Source organism: Roseixanthobacter pseudopolyaromaticivorans (assembly GCF_043195145.2).
GTDB lineage: Bacteria > Pseudomonadota > Alphaproteobacteria > Rhizobiales > Xanthobacteraceae > NCEH01.
This window is the reverse complement of the sequence record NZ_CM195539.1, coordinates 1,641,451-1,659,312: the sequence shown is the minus strand read 5'-3', so window position 1 is coordinate 1,659,312 and position 17,862 is coordinate 1,641,451. Positions and strand designations below refer to the sequence as shown.

Here is a 17,862-nt window from a genome sequence, read left to right as displayed (position 1 = left end):
AGGTCCGTGGTTTAGCCGCGAAGCAATCGAAGGGCGCCGTTGCGGCAGATCCTGGATGCGCTGGCGCACAAGATGGCGTACGCTATTATATATAAGACAGATGACACAAGATAAAAGCGATACATCCCGGGCTCTGGTGCGAGGCCCCAACCTCATGCATAAATGGAGGATCATGTGAGAATCGACGGGAACGGGATGGCACGGGGCACCAGCGCGGACGCGGCGGAAAGACCGGAAAGCCTTGGATTTCGGCCGCTTTATCGCCAGGTGCGCGAGACCCTTATTCGTCGCCTCGTGGACCGGGTGTGGGCCCCCGGCCAACCCTTGCCGAGCGAGATGCAGCTGGCCGCCGAGCTCGGCGTAAGCCAGGGCACGGTGCGCAAGGCCCTGGACGAGATGGCGGCCGAAAACCTCGTGGTGCGCCGCCAGGGCCGCGGCACCTTCGTCGCGAGCCATGACGAGGACCGCATCCTCTTCCAGTTTTTCAAGCTGGTCGCCGATGACGGGGAGCGCCGGTTTCCCGAGAGCCAGGTGGTCAGCACCGCCCGAGGGCGCGCAAACGCCGCTGAACGGGAGGCCCTCAGCCTTCCCAGAGACGGCAGGGTGATCCGCATCCGCCGCATCCGCAAGCTGGATGGAACGCCGCTGATCGTTGAGAACCTCGCCTTACCCGAGAGCCTGTTTCCGAGCCTCGGCGAAGCGCCGATACCGAACAATCTCTATGGCCTCTATGCGAGTAAATTCGGGATCGGCGTCGGCCGGGCGCAGGAAAAGCTGAAGGCGATCGCCGTTGCGGCGGATGATGCGGCGGCCCTCGGTGTTCCTGAAGGCACGCCCGCTCTGCTGATCGATCGCCTTGCCCTGTCCCTGGAACAGACGCCGGTCGAGTGGCGGGTGAGCATCTGCCTCACTGAAGGTTTTCACTACCTTTCCGAACTGAGCTGAACGCGCGCCCGGCGGATTTCGTCCCGTCCGCGTCGTGCTCGCCTGCCCGCGCAATCGCAAAGCCAGCCGCCACAAACCATTGCGGCATATCACAGCGCAGACTTGCGTCGCCTCAAGTCTTATAAATGATATTAGACCACTTTACATCTGCAGGAGGCTCCGTTAGCGTCTGATGGACGATAGGCGAAAGAGCATGCAGGGGTCCGCCAAAGAGACCCATCGCCACGCATGCTTTGCCGTTCGACGAGGGAAAAGGGTGACCTGATGCCGAGGCCGACGCACCGCCCTGCCCCATAATCATCGCAAACCTGATTCAGCGACACGATCCGAAGGACATACCGACTCCGCTCCCGCCAGTTTCAATGTTCTGCGTGAGCGCCACAGAATTAAAAGAATAAAGCAGAAAAGCTGCTTATTCCTAGGGAGGTCCAAATATGGATACGCAGGAACCTCTTCTGGAGGTCAAAGGCGTAACGCTGCAATATAAGACCCCGCATCTTTTGATCACAGCGACCTATAGGGTCGACTTTAACGTGATGAAGGGCGACCGCTTTATTCTTCTCGGTCCCTCGGGCTGCGGCAAGTCCACTCTGCTCAAGGCGGTGGGAGGCTATATGTCGCCCACGGAAGGTGAAATGCGCCTCAAGGGGCATGTGATCCGCGCCCCCGGGCCCGATCGCATGATGGTATTTCAGGAATTCGACCAGCTCCTTCCATGGAAAACCGTGCGTCAAAACGTGGCTTTCGCGCTCGAAGCTTCGCGTCGTCTGCATGGCCGCGAAGCGGATGAGCGCGCGATGCACTATATCGACAAGGTTAATCTCACAAAATTCGCAGATAGCTATCCGCACATGCTTTCCGGCGGCATGAAACAGCGCGTCGCGATCGCGCGCGGCATGGCCATGGAACCGGACATCCTGCTGATGGACGAGCCCTTCGCGGCGCTTGATGCCCTGACCCGCCGCAAGATGCAGGACGAGTTGCTGATGCTGTGGGAGGACACCAAGTTCACGGTGCTGTTCGTGACCCATTCCATCGCCGAGGCGATCAAGATTGGCAACCGCATCCTGCTGCTCTCGCCCCATCCCGGACGGGTCAAGGCCGAGCTGAACAGTGCCGCCGAATCCCCGGCCGCAGCCCAGCTCGAAAAGCGCATTCAGCACATGCTGTTTTCTGACGAAATCAAGGAGACGGCCGATGCGTGAGTCCGCGAACGCCCTCTCGAACGTGCACGCCCTGCGCCCCGAGATCGTGCGGGAGGAAGAGCCCGTCGCGACGATGACCATCGTCGAGAAGCCTCTTTCAACGATTGAGATGATCTACAATATCTCGGTCGTGCGTAAGATCATGATATTGATTGTTCTGGCTATCATATGGGAAGTTTACGGTCGCATCCTGAATAACGATCTTTTGTTCCCCACATTCAGCGCCACGATTACCGCTTTCTACCACAATGTGATGAACGGCGTACTGCCGGCTCGCGCCTGGGCCTCGATCAAGGTGCTGCTGGCAGGCTACGCGCTCGGGATTGTGCTCGCCGCCGTGCTCACGGCCGTCGCCATCGCCTCACGCATCGGCACCGATTTTCTCGAAACCATGACCTCCATGTTCAACCCGCTGCCGGCCATCGCGCTGCTGCCGCTGGCGTTGATCTGGTTCGGCCTTGGAAACGGAAGCCTCGTGTTCGTTCTGGTGCATTCGGTCACCTGGGCGATCGCCCTGAACACACATTCCGGCTTCCTCTCCGTGAGCAAGACGCTGAAGATGGTGGGACGTAATTATGGCCTCGGCGGTCCGCGCTTCATCTGGAAAATCCTGATCCCGGCGGCTTTTCCAAGCATCCTGACCGGCCTGAAGATCGGCTGGGCCTTCGCCTGGCGTACCCTGATCGCGGCGGAACTCGTGTTCGGCGTCTCCTCCGGCTCCGGCGGGCTCGGCTGGTTCATCTTCGAAAACAAGAACCTGCTTGATATTCCGAACGTGTTCGCGGGGCTTCTCACGGTCATCATCATCGGCCTCGTGGTGGAAAACCTGATTTTCCAGACCATCGAGCGGCGCACCATCGCCCGCTGGGGCATGCAGGCCTGAACCCCAGGCGCGGCGGCAATGCCCGCCGCGTCACCTGCTTTGAAGACGCCAACAAATCACAAGAAGCTGCGCAAAGCCGCGGCATGGGAGGGACGCATGACCAAGGACTTCCTGAAGACGCTGGGCCTTGCCGCCGCCTTCGCGGTGAGCCTGGCCGGAGCCGCCGCAGCCGAGGTGGATACGGTACGCCTCGCCAAGCAGTTCGGCATTTCCTACCTGCCGCTCACGGTGATGGAGGAAGAGAAGCTGCTCGAGAAGCACGCCAAGGACCTCGGCCTCGATGTAAAGACCGAATGGCTGCGCTTCACCGGCGGCTCGGGCATGAATGAGGCCCTGCTCTCCGGCAATCTCGATTTCGCGGCCGGCGGCGTCGGTCCCATGCTGACCATCTGGGGACGCACCCAGAAGAGCATCGGCGTTAAAGGTGTCGCGGCTCTGAACGCGATGCCGCTTTACCTGGTCACGGTGAACCCCAACGTGAAGACCATCAAGGACTTCACCGACAAGGATAAGATCGCGCTGCCGACGGTGAAGACCTCGATCCAGGCCGTCACCCTGCAGATGGCGGCGGAGAAGACCTTCGGCGAGGGACAGCAGAACAAGCTGGACCCGCTCACGGTCTCCATGGGTCATCCCGACGCACAGGTCGCGATGATGGGCGGGCGCTCGGAGATCAACGCGCATTTCGGCTCCTCACCCTTCCAGGAATTGGAGTTGAAGGACCCGCGCGCCCATAAGGTGCTCGACAGTTACGACGTGCTCGGCGGGCCACACACCTTCAATCTCGTCTGGACCACGACCAAGTTCGCTGAATCCAACCCGAAGGTGATGAAGGCGTTCCTCGCGGCGCTGGAAGATGCCATGGCCCGCATCAAGGCCGACCCGAAGGGTATCGCGGCGCTCTGGCTTAAGGCGGAAAACTCCAAGATGTCGGAGGATGAGGCGGTCGCGCTCATCACCTCGCCGCAGAACCAATGGACGACCACGCCCCAGAAGATGATGACCTATCTCGATTACATGAACCGCGCGGGTCTGGTGACCGCGAAGGCGAAGGACTGGCGCGATCTGTTCTTCGCCCCCATTCACACCGCTTCAGGTAGCTGACCGCCGTTCGCCGGTGCAACGGGCCGCCGCCCCCGGCGGCCCCCATTCGAACCGAAGAAGAACGATGAACACTCGAACCTCCACCGAAACCGGGCTCCCCGACGGGGACCTCACAGTGCGCGTCTGGCGCGGGGCAGAAGCGGGCGGATTCCAGGATTTCGCCACGCCCCGGCGCGCCAACCAGACGGTGCTCGACGTGGTCACAGAGATCCAGCGCGAGCAGGACCCGACCCTCGCCTATCGTTTCGCGTGCCGTGTGGGCATGTGCGGCTCCTGCGCCATGATCGTGAACGGCCGCCCGCGCTGGACATGCCGCACCCGCGTCGCGCAGGTCGAGGAGAACGGCCTGCTCACCCTGGAGCCCCTACGCAACCTGCCGGTGGTCAAGGATCTGGCCGTCGAGATGGAGCCGTTCTTCGAGAAATGGACGCAGGCCCACGGCTATTTCGAGCCCGGTGCGCAGCCGGCGGCGGATTTCATCCCCGTGGCGCCCAGCGCGCCGGAACGCCAGGAGGCGGATGCCGGCATCGAGTGCATCAATTGCGGCGTATGCTATTCCGCTTGCGACGTGGTCTCGTGGAACCCGGATTATCTCGGCCCGGCCGCCCTCAACCGCGCCTGGACGCTGGTCAACGACGTGCGCGACCGGGGGCAGGATGCGCGGCTTGCCGCGGTCTCCGGCGATGCCGGCTGTCACTCCTGCCACAGCCACATGAGCTGCACCGAATTCTGCCCCAAGGGCCTCGCACCGACCTTCTCCATCGCAGGCCTGAAGCGCGCCACCGCGAAGCGGATCTGGAAAGGCGGACGATGACACCCATGCTCTACCTTGCCCAGCGCGCCACCGCCCTCATCCTCGCGGTGGCCGTCAGTGTGCATCTGGCAACGATGATCTATGCCGTGCGCGGCGGGTTGTCGGCGGGCGAGATCCTCGCCCGCACGAACGGCAACCGCTGGTTCCTGGCGTTCTACGCGCTGTTCGTCGTGGCCGCGTCTATCCACGCGCCCATCGGGCTGCGCAGCGTGCTGCGCGAATGGACCGCCTGGCGTGGGCGTTCGCTCGATCTCGCCATGGTGGCGTTCTGCCTGCTGATCCTCGTGCTCGGCCTTCGGGCGGCGTTCGCGGTATACCGGCCATGAGCATCACCCACACGCATCTGCGCGCTTCCCGTCGCAAACCCGGCTTCCTGGCCGCTATCCTGCACCGGGCCTCCGGGGTCGCGCTGGCGGTTTTCCTGCCGATGCATTTCATTGCCCTCGGCACGGCTCTTGGCGGCGCGGACAAGCTCGAATCGTTCCTCCAGATCACCCATTACTGGCCCGTGCGGATCGCCGAATGGGGCATGGTGAGCGCGCTCGCGCTGCACATGGCGCTCGGCCTGCGTGTGCTGGCCATAGAATGGCTGTCCCTGCGCACCCGCACAGGTGCGCTCGTGGGGGCGTGTTGCGCCGCTGCGGCCGCGGTCGGCCTCGCGTTTCTGCTGAGCGGGGCATGACGATGATGTTCGGCGTGCCCCTCGCCACCCTTTCCGTGCTGTGGGCCGGCGCCTTCATCGGGGCGCTCGCGGCCGGCGGCGCGGGCTTTGCCTTCGCGATCGCGGCCTCGGCGATCTGGCTGCACGCTCTCGACCCCATCCAGACCACGGCGCTGATCGTTGCCTGCGGCACGCTTCTTCACATCACCCTGGTCTGGCCGATCCGCCGATCGATAGAGGGAGTGCGCCTCACCCCATTCCTGCTGGGCGCGCTGATCGGCGTTCCCATCGGCGTCATGATGCTGACGCGCGTGGATTCCGCCTCCCTCAAGCTCGCGCTCGGAATGGGGATGGCGCTTTACGGGATTTATGCCCTGCTCGCGCCGCGCCTGCCCCATGTCTCAGGCGGCGGCCGGGCGGCGGATGCGGCGGTTGGCTTCGTCGGCGGAATATTGGGCGGACTCGGCGGCTATTCCGGCGTCCTGCCCACCATCTGGACGCAGCTGCGGGGCTGGCCGAAGCCGGTCGCGCGGGGGGTCTACCAACCCTTCATCCTGTTCGCCCATATCCTCACGCTGGCGTTGGTCGGCATGTTCGCCATCGATCAGGACGGCATCGTTCTCTTCTTTCTCGCGCTTCCGCCGCTGTGCATCGGCGCCTTCGTGGGACTGCGCATTTACGGGCATCTCGACGAGGTGCGCTTCAAGCAGATGCTCGCCGCGATGATCCTCGCCTCGGGCGTGCTTTTTCTGATTTAGGAGTGATCCCATGGAGTTGGACATCAGAGAGGTCGAGGACGTCTGCGCGGCACTGTACGTGCAGGCCCTCAAGATCCTGCCGCCGGATATCAAGGCCGGCTTCAAGACCCTCGTGCAGACCGAGACCGACGCGACGGGCAAGACCATTCTCGGCACCATGGTGGAGAATATCGCGGTCGCCGAGCGCACCAAGAACATCCTCTGCCAGGACACCGGCATTCCCATTTACAACGTCACCATCGGCCGAAACGTCACCTTCGACGGGGCCGAGTTGAAGGCGGCGATCCGGCGCGGCTGCGAGCGGGCGACGAAGGAAAATTCGCTGCGCTCCTCGGTGGTCCATCCCATCACCCGCAAGAACGACCAGAACTCCTGCGGTATCCGCGTGCCGATTATCCATGTGGATTTCGACACCCGCGAGGAGACCGTGGGCATCGAGATGATCCCCAAGGGCTCAGGCTCGGAGAACGGGTCGTTCCTCAAGATGCTGTTGCCCTCCGACGGCATCAAGGCGGCGAAGCGCTTCGTCATCGACCGGGTGGTGGAACTGGGCGGCCGCGTGTGCCCGCCCACCATCGTCGGGGTCGGGCTCGGCGGCACCTCGGACCTGTGCATGCACCTTGCCAAGATCGCCGCCACGCGGCCCCTGCGCACGGTGTGCTCGGATCCCGAAGGCGCGAAGATCGAGGCGGAACTGTCGCAGGCGGTGAACGAATTGGGCATCGGGCCGCAGGGCCTCGGCGGACGCTCCACTAGCTTCGCGGTGCATGTGGAAGTGGCGGCGACGCACATCACGCAGAACCCCGTGGCCGTGAACATCCAATGCCATTCGGCGCGGCGCGCCCTGGCAACCCTGACACCCGGCGGCATCGCCTTCAGCTGAGGATCGCCCCATGACCCATCATGTCCTCGACATGCCGATCGATGCCGATACGGCGCGCAGCCTGAAGATCGGCGACACGGTCACCCTGCGGCGCACCCTTTACGGTATCCGCGACGCGACCTTGATCCATATGTTCGACCGTGGACGCCGCACCCGCATGGATCTCAACGGCCATGCGGTCATTCACACCGCGCCCAACGTGCACAAGGTTCCGGTCTCGGCGGAGGCGCCCGCCGGCTACACGCCGTTCTGCATCGGCACCACCACCTCCATGCGCATGGAGCGCTTCACCAAGCCGCTCATGGAACGCGAAGGCGTGCGCCTCATCATCGGCAAGGGCGGCATGGGGCCGGCGACGCTGGACGCGTTCCGCGAGTTGGGCGGCGCATATCTCGCCATCGTCGGTGGCGCCGCCGCCCTGGAAACCACCTGGATCGAGCAGATCGAGGACGTGGACATGGACGATCTGCACCCCGAGAGCTTGTGGCGCTTCCGCATCCGCGATTTCGGGCCCCTCCTGGTGGGGATGGATTCCCACGGCGGCTCGCTGTTCGCCAATGTCCAGGATGCGGTCGCGGCGCGCCGCGACGCGGTGCTCGCCAGCATCGGAGCCAGCGAATGACCCCCGCCCTGCGCATGGTGGAAACCGACATTCTCATTCTCGGCGCGGGCGGCGCCGGCTTGTTCGCCGCGCTTCATGCCAAGAAAATCGCCCCCGACCTCGAGGTGACGGTGGCAGTGAAGGGCCTGCTCGGCAAATGCGGCTGCACCCGCATGGTGCAGGGCGGCTACAATGTCGCCCTCGCCCCCGGCGATTCCGTCGAACGCCATTTCATGGATACCATCGAGGGCGGCAAGTGGCTCAACAATCAGGATCTGGCCTGGACCCTCGTCACGGAAGCGCAGGTGCGCATCCGCGAGCTTGAGAACGAGCTCGGCTGCTTCTTCGACCGCAATCCGGATGGCAGCGTTCACCAGAAGGCCTTCGCAGGACAGACGTTCGACCGCACGGTGCACAAGGGTGATCTGACGGGCATCGAAATCATCAACCGCTTGTCCGAGCAGGTGTGGCGGCGGGACGTGCGGCGGCTGGAAGATCACCGGGCGCTGGACCTGATCCCGGCCGCCGACGGCTCGGGCCTTGCGGGCGTCGTCATGCTGGACATGCGCACCGGCGAACCCGTGTTCGTGCGGGCGCGGGCAACGCTGCTCGCCACCGGCGGCGGGCCGACCATGTACAAATATCACACCCCATCAGGCGACAAGACCTGCGACGGCCTCGCCATGGCCCTGCGCGCAGGTCTTCCGCTGCGCGACATGGAGATGGTGCAGTTCCATCCCACCGGCCTGCTGGCGGGCGAGGACACGCGCATGACCGGGACGGTGCTGGAAGAGGGGCTGCGTGGAGCGGGCGGCTGGCTACTGGATTCCACCGGCGAGCGCTTCATGCACCTCTACGACCCGCGCGGCGAGCGCGCGACGCGCGACGTGGTGAGCCGCTCCATCATCCGCCGCATTCGCGATGGCTATGCAACGCGAAACGGCGGCGTTCATATCCAGATGAGCCATCTTGGCCCAGAGAAAGTCGCCAAGAATTTCAAGGGCATGGTGGAACGTTGTGCCGATTGCGGCTTCGATCTCGCCGGCGGCCGGGTGGAGGTGATCCCCACCGCCCATTACATGATGGGCGGCGTGGAGTTCGCCGGCGATTGCCGCACCGAAATGCCCCGCCTCTATGCCGCCGGCGAGGACACCGGCGGCGTGCACGGCGCCAACCGGCTGGGTGGAAACGGCGTCGCCAATTCCACCGTCTTCGGGGGCCTGGCGGGCCAGGCGATGGCCCGCGCCGTGGTGCGCGGCAGCGCGCTGGCCGATGCGGACAGCGCGGCGGTGGCCCGCAGCCTGGAGCGCGCATTCGGGCCGCTGGGGCGGCCTTCGCGCGACCTGCCGGCGATCCGCGCCGCGCTGTACGACACCATGTGGAACGACGTGGGCATCCTGCGCACGGCCGAAGGCCTGGGGCGGGCGGGTTCCGCCCTCACGGATCTCGCGGCTGCGGTCACACGCTGCGGCGCGCCCGACAGCGAGCGGCGCTACAATCTCACCTGGATGGACCGGCTGAACCTGGAAAACCTTGTGGCGGTGAGCCAGGCGATCTGTGCCGCGGCGCTCGCGCGCACCGACAGTCGCGGCGCGCACTTCCGCGAGGATTTTCCCGAGACCTCCGACCTTGCGACCTCGCGCTTCACGAAGGTGCGGCGCGACGGCGAAAGCCTTTCCATCACCACCGAGCCCGTCGCGTTCACGCGCGTGCGCCCGGGGCAATCCCTGCTCGACGAAGCGGCATAAGCCGAACGCGCGCGCCTCTCCATTGCGGGAACACCACATGACCACGCTTCGCGGGGCAGACATCGTCGCCCGGACGCTCGAAAGCCTCGGCGTCACGCGCATCTTCACCTTGTCGGGCAATCACATCATGCCCGTGTTCGACGCGCTCCTGTCGACGGGGATCGAGATCATCCACGTGCGGCAAGAAGCGGCCTGCGTGCATATGGCCGACGCCTGGGGCCGCCTCACGGGCGAGGTCGGCGTCGCCCTGGTGACCGGTGGCCAGGGCCATTCGAACGGCGCGGCGGCCTTGTTCACCGCGCTCGGCGCGGAATCCCCGGTTCTCCTTCTTTCTGGGCACGCCGGACTGAAGGAACTCGGCCGAGGCGCGTTTCAGGAAATGGCGCAGGCCGACATCGCCCGTCCCATGACCAAGGCCTCCTGGACCGCCGCCAGCACCGCGGGCCTCGCGGACGACCTGACGCGCGCCGTGCGCATCGCGCGGGAAGGACGACCGGGCCCGGTGCACCTCAGCCTGCCGGTGGACCTGCTGGAAGCAAGCGTGACCGCCACGACCTTCACACCGCCCTCCCCCGGACCCATTCCTGCACGCCATGCCGAGCCTGCTGTGCTTGCGAAAGCGGCCGATCTGCTGCGCGAGGCGAAGCGACCGTTGATCCTCTGCGGGCCCGCGCTATGCGACGTCTCCGGCCGAGCCGCTATGCTGGCGCTGGAGACGGCCACCGGCATTCCGGTGATCGGCATGGAAAGCCCGCGCGGCATCAACGATCCGAGCCTTGGCAGTTTTGCCGAGATTCTCGCCAAAGCGGACATTATCGCCCTGGTCGGCAAGGCGCTCGATTTCACCTTGAAGTTCGGCGACGCGCCCGCCGTGTCGGAGCGCTGCAATTTCATCGTCCTCGACCCCGATGCCGAGTTGATCGCCCGGGCCGCGCGGGACAAGGGGCCGCGCCTGCTGGCCTCCGGCATCGCCGACCCGCGTCCCACCTTGGCCGACCTCGGCTCGGCGCTCGCCGGCGCGGAACGGGAAGGATTATGGCTCGCCGAGGTGCGGGAGGCGCTGCGCTACATCCCCCAGGATTGGAACAGCGCCACCGGCGCGCCGGGCCGCGTGCACCCGGTGGAATTGTGCCGCGCGGTCGGCGCCTTTCTCGACCGGCACCCCGGCGGCACCCTGATCTGCGACGGTGGCGAGATCGGCCAATGGCCACAGGCCCTGATCAAGACGGAGCGGCGGCTGGTTAACGGGGTCTCCGGTACAATCGGGGTCTCCGTCCCGTTCGCCGTCGCTGCCAAGGCGCTCGTTCCGCAGGCGCCGGTGGTGGCGATCCTGGGCGATGGAACATTCGGCTTTCACATGGCGGAGTTCGATACCGCTGTGCGCTATGGCTTGCCGATCATCGCGGTCGTCGGAAACGATGCCCGATGGAACGCCGAGCATCAAATCCAGCTTCGCAGCTTCGGAGCCGAGCGCGCCCGCCACTGCGATCTGCTGCCGACCCGATATGACCAGGTGGTCGCCGCACTCGGTGGCTTCGGCGCCTGCGTGACCCACGCGGACGACTTGCCCGATGCGCTCGAACGGGCGCTCGCGAGCGGAAGGCCCTCCTGCATCAACGTGATGATCGAGAGCGTGCCCGCGCCTGTCATTCGCCGCGCAGCGCCCGGATAGACGCACGGTCCGCAGCGCGCACGTACCCATCAAGACCAATAAGCAAGGGGAGTGACACGCATGTTCGAAACACGAGGGATCTTGGCCGCCGCGATCCTGCTGGCAGGCATGGGCGCAGCATCGGCGGAGATGACGGAGATTCGCATCGCCCGGCAGCCGAGCCTCGGCCATCTGCCGCTGATGATCATGGAGGACCAGAAGCTGGTGGAAAGGGAAGCCGCCGCGCGCGGCATTCCCGATCTCAAGGTGGGTTATTCGACGCTCGCCGGCGGTGCCGCCATGAACGACGCGCTGCTCTCCGGCGCCATCCAGTTCGCGGCCGGCGGAGTGCCGCCTTTGGTGCTTCTGTGGTCGAAGACCGAAGGCACCAAGATGCAGGTAAAAGGCGTGGCGGCGATGAACTCCATGCCGCTTCTGATGAACACGACCAATCCAAACATCAAGTCTTTGCGGGACTTCACCGATGCCGACAAGATCGCCCTGCCGGCGGTGAAGGTTTCGGTTCAGGCCATGTTCCTGCAGATGGCTGCGGAAAAGGAATTGGGCGAGGCCCATCGCAACGATCTCGACAAGCTCACCGTCACACTGTCCCACCCCGACGGCATGGCCGCCATGTTCGCCGGCCAGGTGACGGCTCATTTCACGGCAGCCCCGATTCAGGAGCTGGAGCTGAAGCGGCCGGGCGTGCACACCGTGCTGAATACGTTCGATATCCTGGGCGGCCCCTCCACCTTCAATGTCGTTTGGGCCGCCTCCTCCTTCGTTGAACAGAATCCGAAGATCTACGAGGCTTTCACTGCCGCCCTGGACAAGGCGATCGGCATCATAAACGCCGACAAGCCGGCCGCTGCCGCCACCTATGTGCGCCTCACCAAGGATGCGAGCGACCTCGCCCTCATTCAACAGATCCTCACGGATCCCCAGGTGACCTTCACCACGACGCCACAGAGCATCCAGCAATATATCGACTTCATGGCGCGCACGAAGGCCATCCGCCGTCGCGCGGAGAGCTGGAAAGAACTGTTCTTCGTCAACATGCACGACAAGGCGGGGAACTGATTTTTCGCGCCTAAGCAGCCACGCGCGGCTTGAGCGCATAAAGGCAATTGACCTTTTATCATATCTTATGTCTTATAAAAGACATGGGAAGGCAGGGCGAGCCCTGGGACCCCGGGCCGGCATAGGAGGACCTCAAGAAAATGAGCGCGAATCAAGAAACGCGAGGCAATGGCGACGGCATCCCGCACGTCCTCGCCCATAGCCCAAAGGACAATGTGGCGGTCGCGGTGGTCGAGGGGCTCAGCGCCAATACGCAGGCCTTCGGCGTCATCACGGAAGACAATTCCACCTTTGAGGTGTTCGTGAAAAGCGACATCCCCATCGGCCACAAGGTGGCGCTCGTGGATCTGAAGTCCGGCGATACCTTGATCAAGTACGGACAAGATGTCGGCCGGATCGTCGCCGACATCGCCAAGGGCGAGCACGTCCACGTCCACAATGCCAAGACGAAGCGCTGGTGAGGCCGAACATGTCCGAGAACATCACGATCAACGGCGAAAGCCCGACGAACCCGTTCGCCGGCAGCGCGCCGGACCAGTTCGTCACCCCCGCCCTTTCGGCGGAGCGCGCTTCCAGCGACTACGCGAATGCCACGATCATGGGCTGGCGCCGCGAGAACGGCCGCGTCGGCGTACGCAACCACGTGGTCATCCTGCCGCTCGACGATCTTTCGAACGCGGCCTGCGAGGCCGTGGCGAACAATGTAAAGGGCACGCTGGCGCTGCCGCATGCGTACGGGCGGCTGCAGTTCGGCGAGGATCTGGAAATCCATTTCCGCACCCTCATCGGGATCGGCTCCAACCCGAACGTGGCCGCGGTCATCGTTATCGGGATCGAGGACCAGTGGACCAACCGCGTCGTCCAGGGCATCGCCAAGACCGGCAAGCCGGTCGTGGGCTTCGGCATCGAGGGCCATGGCGATATCGCGACCGTCGCCAAGGCCAGCTATCAGGCCAAGCGCTTCCTGCAATGGGCGACCGAGCTCCAGCGCGAGGAATGCCCGATCACCGACCTTTGGATCTCCACCAAATGCGGTGAATCCGACACGACGACGGGTCTGTCCTCCTGCCCCACCGTCGGCAACATGTACGACAAGTTGATCCCGCACGGCATCTACGGCGTGTTCGGCGAAACCTCCGAGATCACCGGCGCCGAGCACCTCTGCAAGGATCGCGCGGCCTCTCCGGAAATTGCCGACAAGTGGTACAAGATGTGGAAGTCCTATCAGGACGACGTCATCGAAGCCCACAAGACGGACGATTTGTCAGACAGCCAGCCCACCAAGGGCAATATCGCCGGCGGCCTGACGACGATCGAAGAAAAGGCCCTCGGAAACCTCGAGAAGATCGGCCACGAGTGCACCTATATCGATGCGCTCGAGCCGGCAGAGGCCCCCGCCAAGGGACCCGGCCTCTATTTCATGGATACGTCCTCCGCCGCCGCCGAATGCGTGACCCTGATGGCCGCGGCCGGTTATGTCGTTCACACCTTCCCCACCGGGCAGGGCAATGTGATCGGCAACCCGATCATTCCGGTCATCAAGATCTCCGGCAACCCGCGCACCGTCCGCACGATGGGTGAGCATATCGACGTCGACGTTTCCGGCGTCCTGCGTCGCGACATGACGATCCCGCAGGCCGGCGATGCGCTCATCGACATGATCGTGCGTACCGCCAACGGTCGGCTCACGGCAGCCGAATCCCTCGGCCACCGCGAATTCGTCATGACGAAGCTCTATCGCAGCGCCTGAACGCTCAAAGGACGGGCGGCTCTCGCGCTGCCCGTCTCCCGTTCCGTATCAAATTGAAAATGCGCGGTTGGGACGAATAGGCGAACGCCGCGAAGGCGATACCGTCGTCTCCGTACGCATAAAATGAAAGCGGCTCTGCTTGGATCACCAAGCAGAGCCGCTTTCATATAAGCACGCTGGTTGCGGGGACCTGCTCTGATCAGAACTTGCGAACGCAAAAAAGCCGCCCGGTGGGGGCGGCTGATTTGCGCGATTTGGTATCGCAATTTGAGATGGTTGCGGGGGCACGCAACCATCTCAAATTGCTATTTCGAGCCGCAGCATAGATATCCGCTCCGAGGTCGAGGGTGAGGGTTCAATTCCCCCTGATTTCGAGAAGCCCTGCGTTCCCAGTGACAAGCTAATTATAAAATGCGCTTGAACGCATATGCGCATTAAAGTAAAAGAAGCGTATGCAGTCCGCCCTCACCCTTCTGTCGGCCCTGGCCGAACCCACCCGCCTCGCGGCGGTCCACCTCCTGTGGGATGGGCACGAGCATTGCGTCTGCGAACTCGTGCGCGTCCTCGGCGTCACCCAATCCCGCATGTCGCGCCATATGGCGGTGCTCAAGCAGGCTGGCGTCGTGGTGGATCGGCGGGACGCCCAATGGGTGCGCTACCGTCGCAATCCCGAACTGCCGGCCGAGCAGGCAACCATCATCAATGCTGTCCTCACCACCCTGGACGCTTCATCGAACAGGAGAGCCGCATGAGCGCCGACCTGTCATTGACCGGGCGCAAGCCACCGAGGGATGCATCGTCACTGACCTGGGCGGCGGTGACGGCCGCGGCGATCGCCCTCTGGTTCGTGGTCTATGCCCAGCTCGCGCCGTTCTCCCAATGGCTAGTGGCCCGCCTGCCGGTGGAGCAAGGCAGCCATCTCGCTGAAGCGGTCGCGTTCTTCATCTACGACACGCCCAAGGTGCTGATGCTGCTGACGCTGGTGGTCTTCGCCATGGGCGTGGTGCGCAGCTTCTTCTCCGCCGAGCGCACCCGCGCCCTGCTCGCTGGAAAACGCGAGGGGCTCGGCAACATTGCGGCCGCCGGCCTCGGCATCGTCACGCCCTTCTGCTCCTGCTCGGCGGTGCCGCTGTTCGTCGGCTTCGTCTCCGCCGGGGTGCCCCTGGGCGTCACCTTCTCCTTCCTCATCGCCGCGCCCATGGTCAACGAGGTGGCGCTGGGCCTCCTGTTCGCGCTGGTCGGCTGGAAGGTGGCGCTCACCTATCTGGCATTCGGCCTCTCCATCGCCATTATCGCCGGCTGGGTCATCGGACGCCTGCACCTGGAGGGCTGGCTGGAAGACTGGGTGCGCAACGTGCGTGCCAGTCCGGTCGAGCTGCCGCCAAACGGTATGACGCTGGTGGATCGCATCAGGGCCGGCCTCGACGCGGTGCGCGACATCGTCGGCAAGGTCTGGATGTGGATCATCGCCGGCATCGCAGCGGGCGCCTTCATCCACGGCTATGTGCCGGAAGATCTCCTCGCCTCCATCATGGGGCGGGATGCGTGGTGGTCGGTTCCGGCTGCGGTGCTGCTGGGCATTCCCATGTATTCCAATGCCGCGGGCATCATCCCGGTGGTCGAGGCCCTGCTGGCGAAGGGGGCAGCGCTGGGCACCGTGCTCGCCTTCATGATGGCGGTCATCGCCCTGTCGCTGCCGGAAATGATCATCCTGCGCAAAGTCCTAAGCCTCAAGCTGATTGCCGTGTTTGTGGGCGTGGTCGGCATCGGCATCCTCGCCGTGGGCTTCCTGTTCAACGCGCTGTTTTCTTAAAACAAGAAAGGCAAAAGCCATGAAAGACGTGAAGGTGCTGGGCCCCGGCTGCTCTCGCTGCGAGGCAACGGCGCAGATGGTGCGGGATGAGGCGGCCAAGCTCGGGCTCGACGTCACGGTGGAAAAGGTCACCGACTATGCGGTGATCGCCGGATACGGCATCGCCTCGACGCCGGGCATCGTCATCGACGGCAAGGTGGTGCACGCCGGCGGCCTGCCGAAGCCGGACGATCTCGCCCGCTGGCTCGCGGCGTGAGCGCCGCCATGCTGGAATACAAGGTTCACGCGTCGCGCATCGACGTACACGGCAGCCTCGCCCGCACCAAAGAGGCCGAGATCACCCTCGACACCGACATTGGCGGGCGCGCCGATGCTTTCAACCCGGCGGAACTGTTCCTTGCCGCCATCGCGGCCTGCATGATCAAGGGCATCGAGCGGGTGACCCCGATGCTGAATTTCGAGCTGCGCGGGGTGGATGTCACGCTCCACGCCGTTCGGCAGGACGCGCCGCCGAAGATCATCTCGGTGGATTACGAGCTGATCATCGATACGGACGAGACGGAGCAGCGCCTGGCTTTGCTCCACACCAACGTCCGCAAGTACGGCACGATTTCGAACACCGTGGCGGAAGCGACCCGATTGGACGGGACGATCCGAAGGAAGGCATGAGGCGCATCAAGGCGCTGCGCGCACCCGCGCGAATGCGATCTGTCGTTATCCATGAAAGGCCAAGTCCATGACGAAACGAGACGTGGTCATCTGCGCGCCGGTGCGCACGGCGATCGGCACTTATAATGGCGCTCTGAAGGCGGTCCCCGCGACCGAGCTGGGTGCGACAGTCGTGCGCGAGACGCTCCGTCGCTCGGGCCTCGATGCAGCCAAGCTGTCGAGCCTCATCATGGGCAATGTGGTCCAGGCCGGCAACAAGATGAACCCCGCCCGCCAGGCGGCCGTCCATGGCGGCGTACCGGTGGAGGTGCCGGCCATGACTGTGAACCGGGTCTGCGGCTCCGGCGCCCAGGCCGTTGCCTCGGTCGCCCAGGAGATCTGGCTGGGCTTCGCCGATGCGGCGATCGCCGGCGGCATGGAGAACATGGACGCCGCGCCCTACCTCATGAGCGGCGGGCGCTGGGGCTATCGCATGGGCGATGCGCAGATCTACGATTCCATGCTGCGCGACGGCTTGAACGACGCCTTCTCGGGCGAGCATTCCGGTTGGCACACCGAAGACCTCGTGACCAAATGTGGTGTCTCCCGCGAGGATCAGGACCGTTGGGCGGCGCGCTCGCAACAGCGCTTTTCCCAGGCGCAGGCCGCCGGAAAATTCGATGCCGAGATCGTCGGTGTCGAAATCAAGGGCCGCAAGGGGCCGGAGATCTTCGCTCGCGACGAGCACAATCGGCCGGACACCACGATCGAATCCCTCACCAAGCTGAAGCCGGCCTTCCGTAAGGACGGCACCATCACCGCCGGAAACGCGCCCGGTCTCAATACCGGCGCCGCGGCGATGATCCTCGCCGAACGCGATTTCGCCGCGGCGAACGGCCTTGAGCCGCTGGCGCGGCTCGTCGCCTTCGGCGTCGGCGCGGTGGAGCCAGGCATGTTCGGCATCGGTCCGGTACCAGCCGTGCGCCAGGCGCTGGGGCGTGCGGGCTGGACGATCGCGGAGGTCGAGCGGGTGGAAATCAACGAGGCCTTCGCGGCGATCGCCCTCGCCGTTACCCGCGAGCTCGGCCTTGCCGAAGAGGTCGTCAATGTTGAAGGCGGGGCCATCGCCCATGGCCATCCCATCGGCGCGAGCGGGGCGATCCTGACCACGCGGCTCATCCATTCGATGCGGCGCGACGGCCTCAAGCGTGGCATCGTTACCCTCTGCATCGGCGGCGGCCAGGGCATCGCGCTGGCGATCGAAACACTGGCCTGACAGGCAGGTCAGACGCCCGTGCGGGCTGCCGGCTTCGGCCGC

General features: G+C 64.6%; 20 protein-coding genes. All 20 read left to right on the top strand.

Going from position 1 to position 17,862, the window contains the following annotated elements:
• The first annotated feature begins 174 nt into the window (after nucleotides 1-174).
• The 20 genes from V5F68_RS08020 (at nucleotide 175) to V5F68_RS07925 (ending at nucleotide 17,820) form a co-directional block, all read left to right on the top strand.
• Nucleotides 175-945: a GntR family transcriptional regulator gene (locus V5F68_RS08020; RefSeq protein ID WP_394011846.1), complete on the top strand. Its 771-nt coding sequence runs from the start codon at nucleotides 175-177 to the stop codon at nucleotides 943-945.
• A 434-nt stretch (nucleotides 946-1,379) separates the two neighbouring features.
• Entirely contained in the window at nucleotides 1,380-2,150 is a 771-nt protein-coding gene (locus tag V5F68_RS08015) for an ABC transporter ATP-binding protein (protein WP_394011844.1), read from the top strand.
• Between the two features lie 73 nt (nucleotides 2,151-2,223).
• Entirely contained in the window at nucleotides 2,224-3,033 is an 810-nt protein-coding gene (locus V5F68_RS08010; RefSeq protein ID WP_394012596.1) for an ABC transporter permease, read from the top strand.
• 96 nt (nucleotides 3,034-3,129) lie between these two features.
• Nucleotides 3,130-4,137, top strand: coding sequence for an ABC transporter substrate-binding protein (locus V5F68_RS08005; protein ID WP_394011842.1), 1,008 nt, complete (start codon nucleotides 3,130-3,132; stop codon nucleotides 4,135-4,137).
• 64 nt (nucleotides 4,138-4,201) lie between these two features.
• Nucleotides 4,202-4,951 carry a succinate dehydrogenase/fumarate reductase iron-sulfur subunit gene (locus V5F68_RS08000; protein ID WP_394011840.1) on the top strand — a complete coding sequence of 250 codons (750 nt, stop codon included), beginning with the start codon at nucleotides 4,202-4,204 and terminating at the stop codon, nucleotides 4,949-4,951.
• Nucleotides 4,948-5,277, top strand: a complete 330-nt coding sequence (locus V5F68_RS07995) for a succinate dehydrogenase/fumarate reductase transmembrane subunit (protein WP_394011838.1) — start codon at nucleotides 4,948-4,950, stop codon at nucleotides 5,275-5,277. The genes V5F68_RS08000 and V5F68_RS07995 overlap by 4 nt, the downstream gene beginning before the upstream one ends.
• On the top strand, nucleotides 5,274-5,633 hold the full coding sequence (gene sdhC, locus V5F68_RS07990) for a succinate dehydrogenase, cytochrome b556 subunit (RefSeq protein WP_394011836.1): 360 nt from the start codon (nucleotides 5,274-5,276) through the stop codon (nucleotides 5,631-5,633). Before V5F68_RS07995 ends, sdhC begins: the two co-directional genes overlap by 4 nt.
• Nucleotides 5,630-6,370, top strand: a complete 741-nt coding sequence (locus V5F68_RS07985) for a sulfite exporter TauE/SafE family protein (RefSeq protein ID WP_394011834.1) — start codon at nucleotides 5,630-5,632, stop codon at nucleotides 6,368-6,370. The genes sdhC and V5F68_RS07985 overlap by 4 nt, the downstream gene beginning before the upstream one ends.
• A 10-nt stretch (nucleotides 6,371-6,380) precedes the next feature.
• A complete protein-coding gene (locus tag V5F68_RS07980) occupies nucleotides 6,381-7,253 on the top strand; it encodes a fumarate hydratase (protein ID WP_394011832.1) in 873 nt (290 codons plus the stop codon).
• A gap of 10 nt (nucleotides 7,254-7,263) precedes the next feature.
• Nucleotides 7,264-7,875, top strand: coding sequence for a fumarate hydratase C-terminal domain-containing protein (locus V5F68_RS07975; RefSeq protein ID WP_394011830.1), 612 nt, complete (start codon nucleotides 7,264-7,266; stop codon nucleotides 7,873-7,875).
• Complete coding sequence (locus V5F68_RS07970; RefSeq protein ID WP_394011828.1) at nucleotides 7,872-9,602, top strand: L-aspartate oxidase; 1,731 nt, start codon at nucleotides 7,872-7,874, stop codon at nucleotides 9,600-9,602. The genes V5F68_RS07975 and V5F68_RS07970 overlap by 4 nt, the downstream gene beginning before the upstream one ends.
• A gap of 37 nt (nucleotides 9,603-9,639) precedes the next feature.
• A complete protein-coding gene (locus tag V5F68_RS07965; protein WP_394011826.1) occupies nucleotides 9,640-11,274 on the top strand; it encodes a thiamine pyrophosphate-binding protein in 1,635 nt (544 codons plus the stop codon).
• 60 nt (nucleotides 11,275-11,334) lie between these two features.
• A complete protein-coding gene (locus V5F68_RS07960; protein WP_394011824.1) occupies nucleotides 11,335-12,333 on the top strand; it encodes an ABC transporter substrate-binding protein in 999 nt (332 codons plus the stop codon).
• Nucleotides 12,334-12,473: 140 nt separating this feature from the next.
• The gene (locus tag V5F68_RS07955) at nucleotides 12,474-12,794 is read left to right on the top strand and encodes a UxaA family hydrolase (RefSeq protein ID WP_394011822.1); all 321 of its coding nucleotides are present in this window, start codon (nucleotides 12,474-12,476) and stop codon (nucleotides 12,792-12,794) included.
• Between the two features lie 8 nt (nucleotides 12,795-12,802).
• A complete protein-coding gene (locus tag V5F68_RS07950; protein ID WP_394011820.1) occupies nucleotides 12,803-14,083 on the top strand; it encodes a UxaA family hydrolase in 1,281 nt (426 codons plus the stop codon).
• Nucleotides 14,084-14,535: 452 nt separating this feature from the next.
• Entirely contained in the window at nucleotides 14,536-14,835 is a 300-nt protein-coding gene (locus V5F68_RS07945) for an ArsR/SmtB family transcription factor (RefSeq protein ID WP_149577635.1), read from the top strand.
• The gene (locus V5F68_RS07940; protein WP_149577636.1) at nucleotides 14,832-15,896 is read left to right on the top strand and encodes a permease; all 1,065 of its coding nucleotides are present in this window, start codon (nucleotides 14,832-14,834) and stop codon (nucleotides 15,894-15,896) included. The genes V5F68_RS07945 and V5F68_RS07940 overlap by 4 nt, the downstream gene beginning before the upstream one ends.
• Before the next feature lie 19 nt (nucleotides 15,897-15,915).
• On the top strand, nucleotides 15,916-16,152 hold the full coding sequence (locus V5F68_RS07935) for a thioredoxin family protein (protein ID WP_149577637.1): 237 nt from the start codon (nucleotides 15,916-15,918) through the stop codon (nucleotides 16,150-16,152).
• Nucleotides 16,149-16,565, top strand: a complete 417-nt coding sequence (locus tag V5F68_RS07930) for an OsmC family protein (RefSeq protein ID WP_432445298.1) — start codon at nucleotides 16,149-16,151, stop codon at nucleotides 16,563-16,565. The genes V5F68_RS07935 and V5F68_RS07930 overlap by 4 nt, the downstream gene beginning before the upstream one ends.
• A 67-nt stretch (nucleotides 16,566-16,632) precedes the next feature.
• A complete protein-coding gene (locus V5F68_RS07925; protein ID WP_149577639.1) occupies nucleotides 16,633-17,820 on the top strand; it encodes a thiolase family protein in 1,188 nt (395 codons plus the stop codon).
• Nucleotides 17,821-17,862 lie beyond the last annotated feature (42 nt).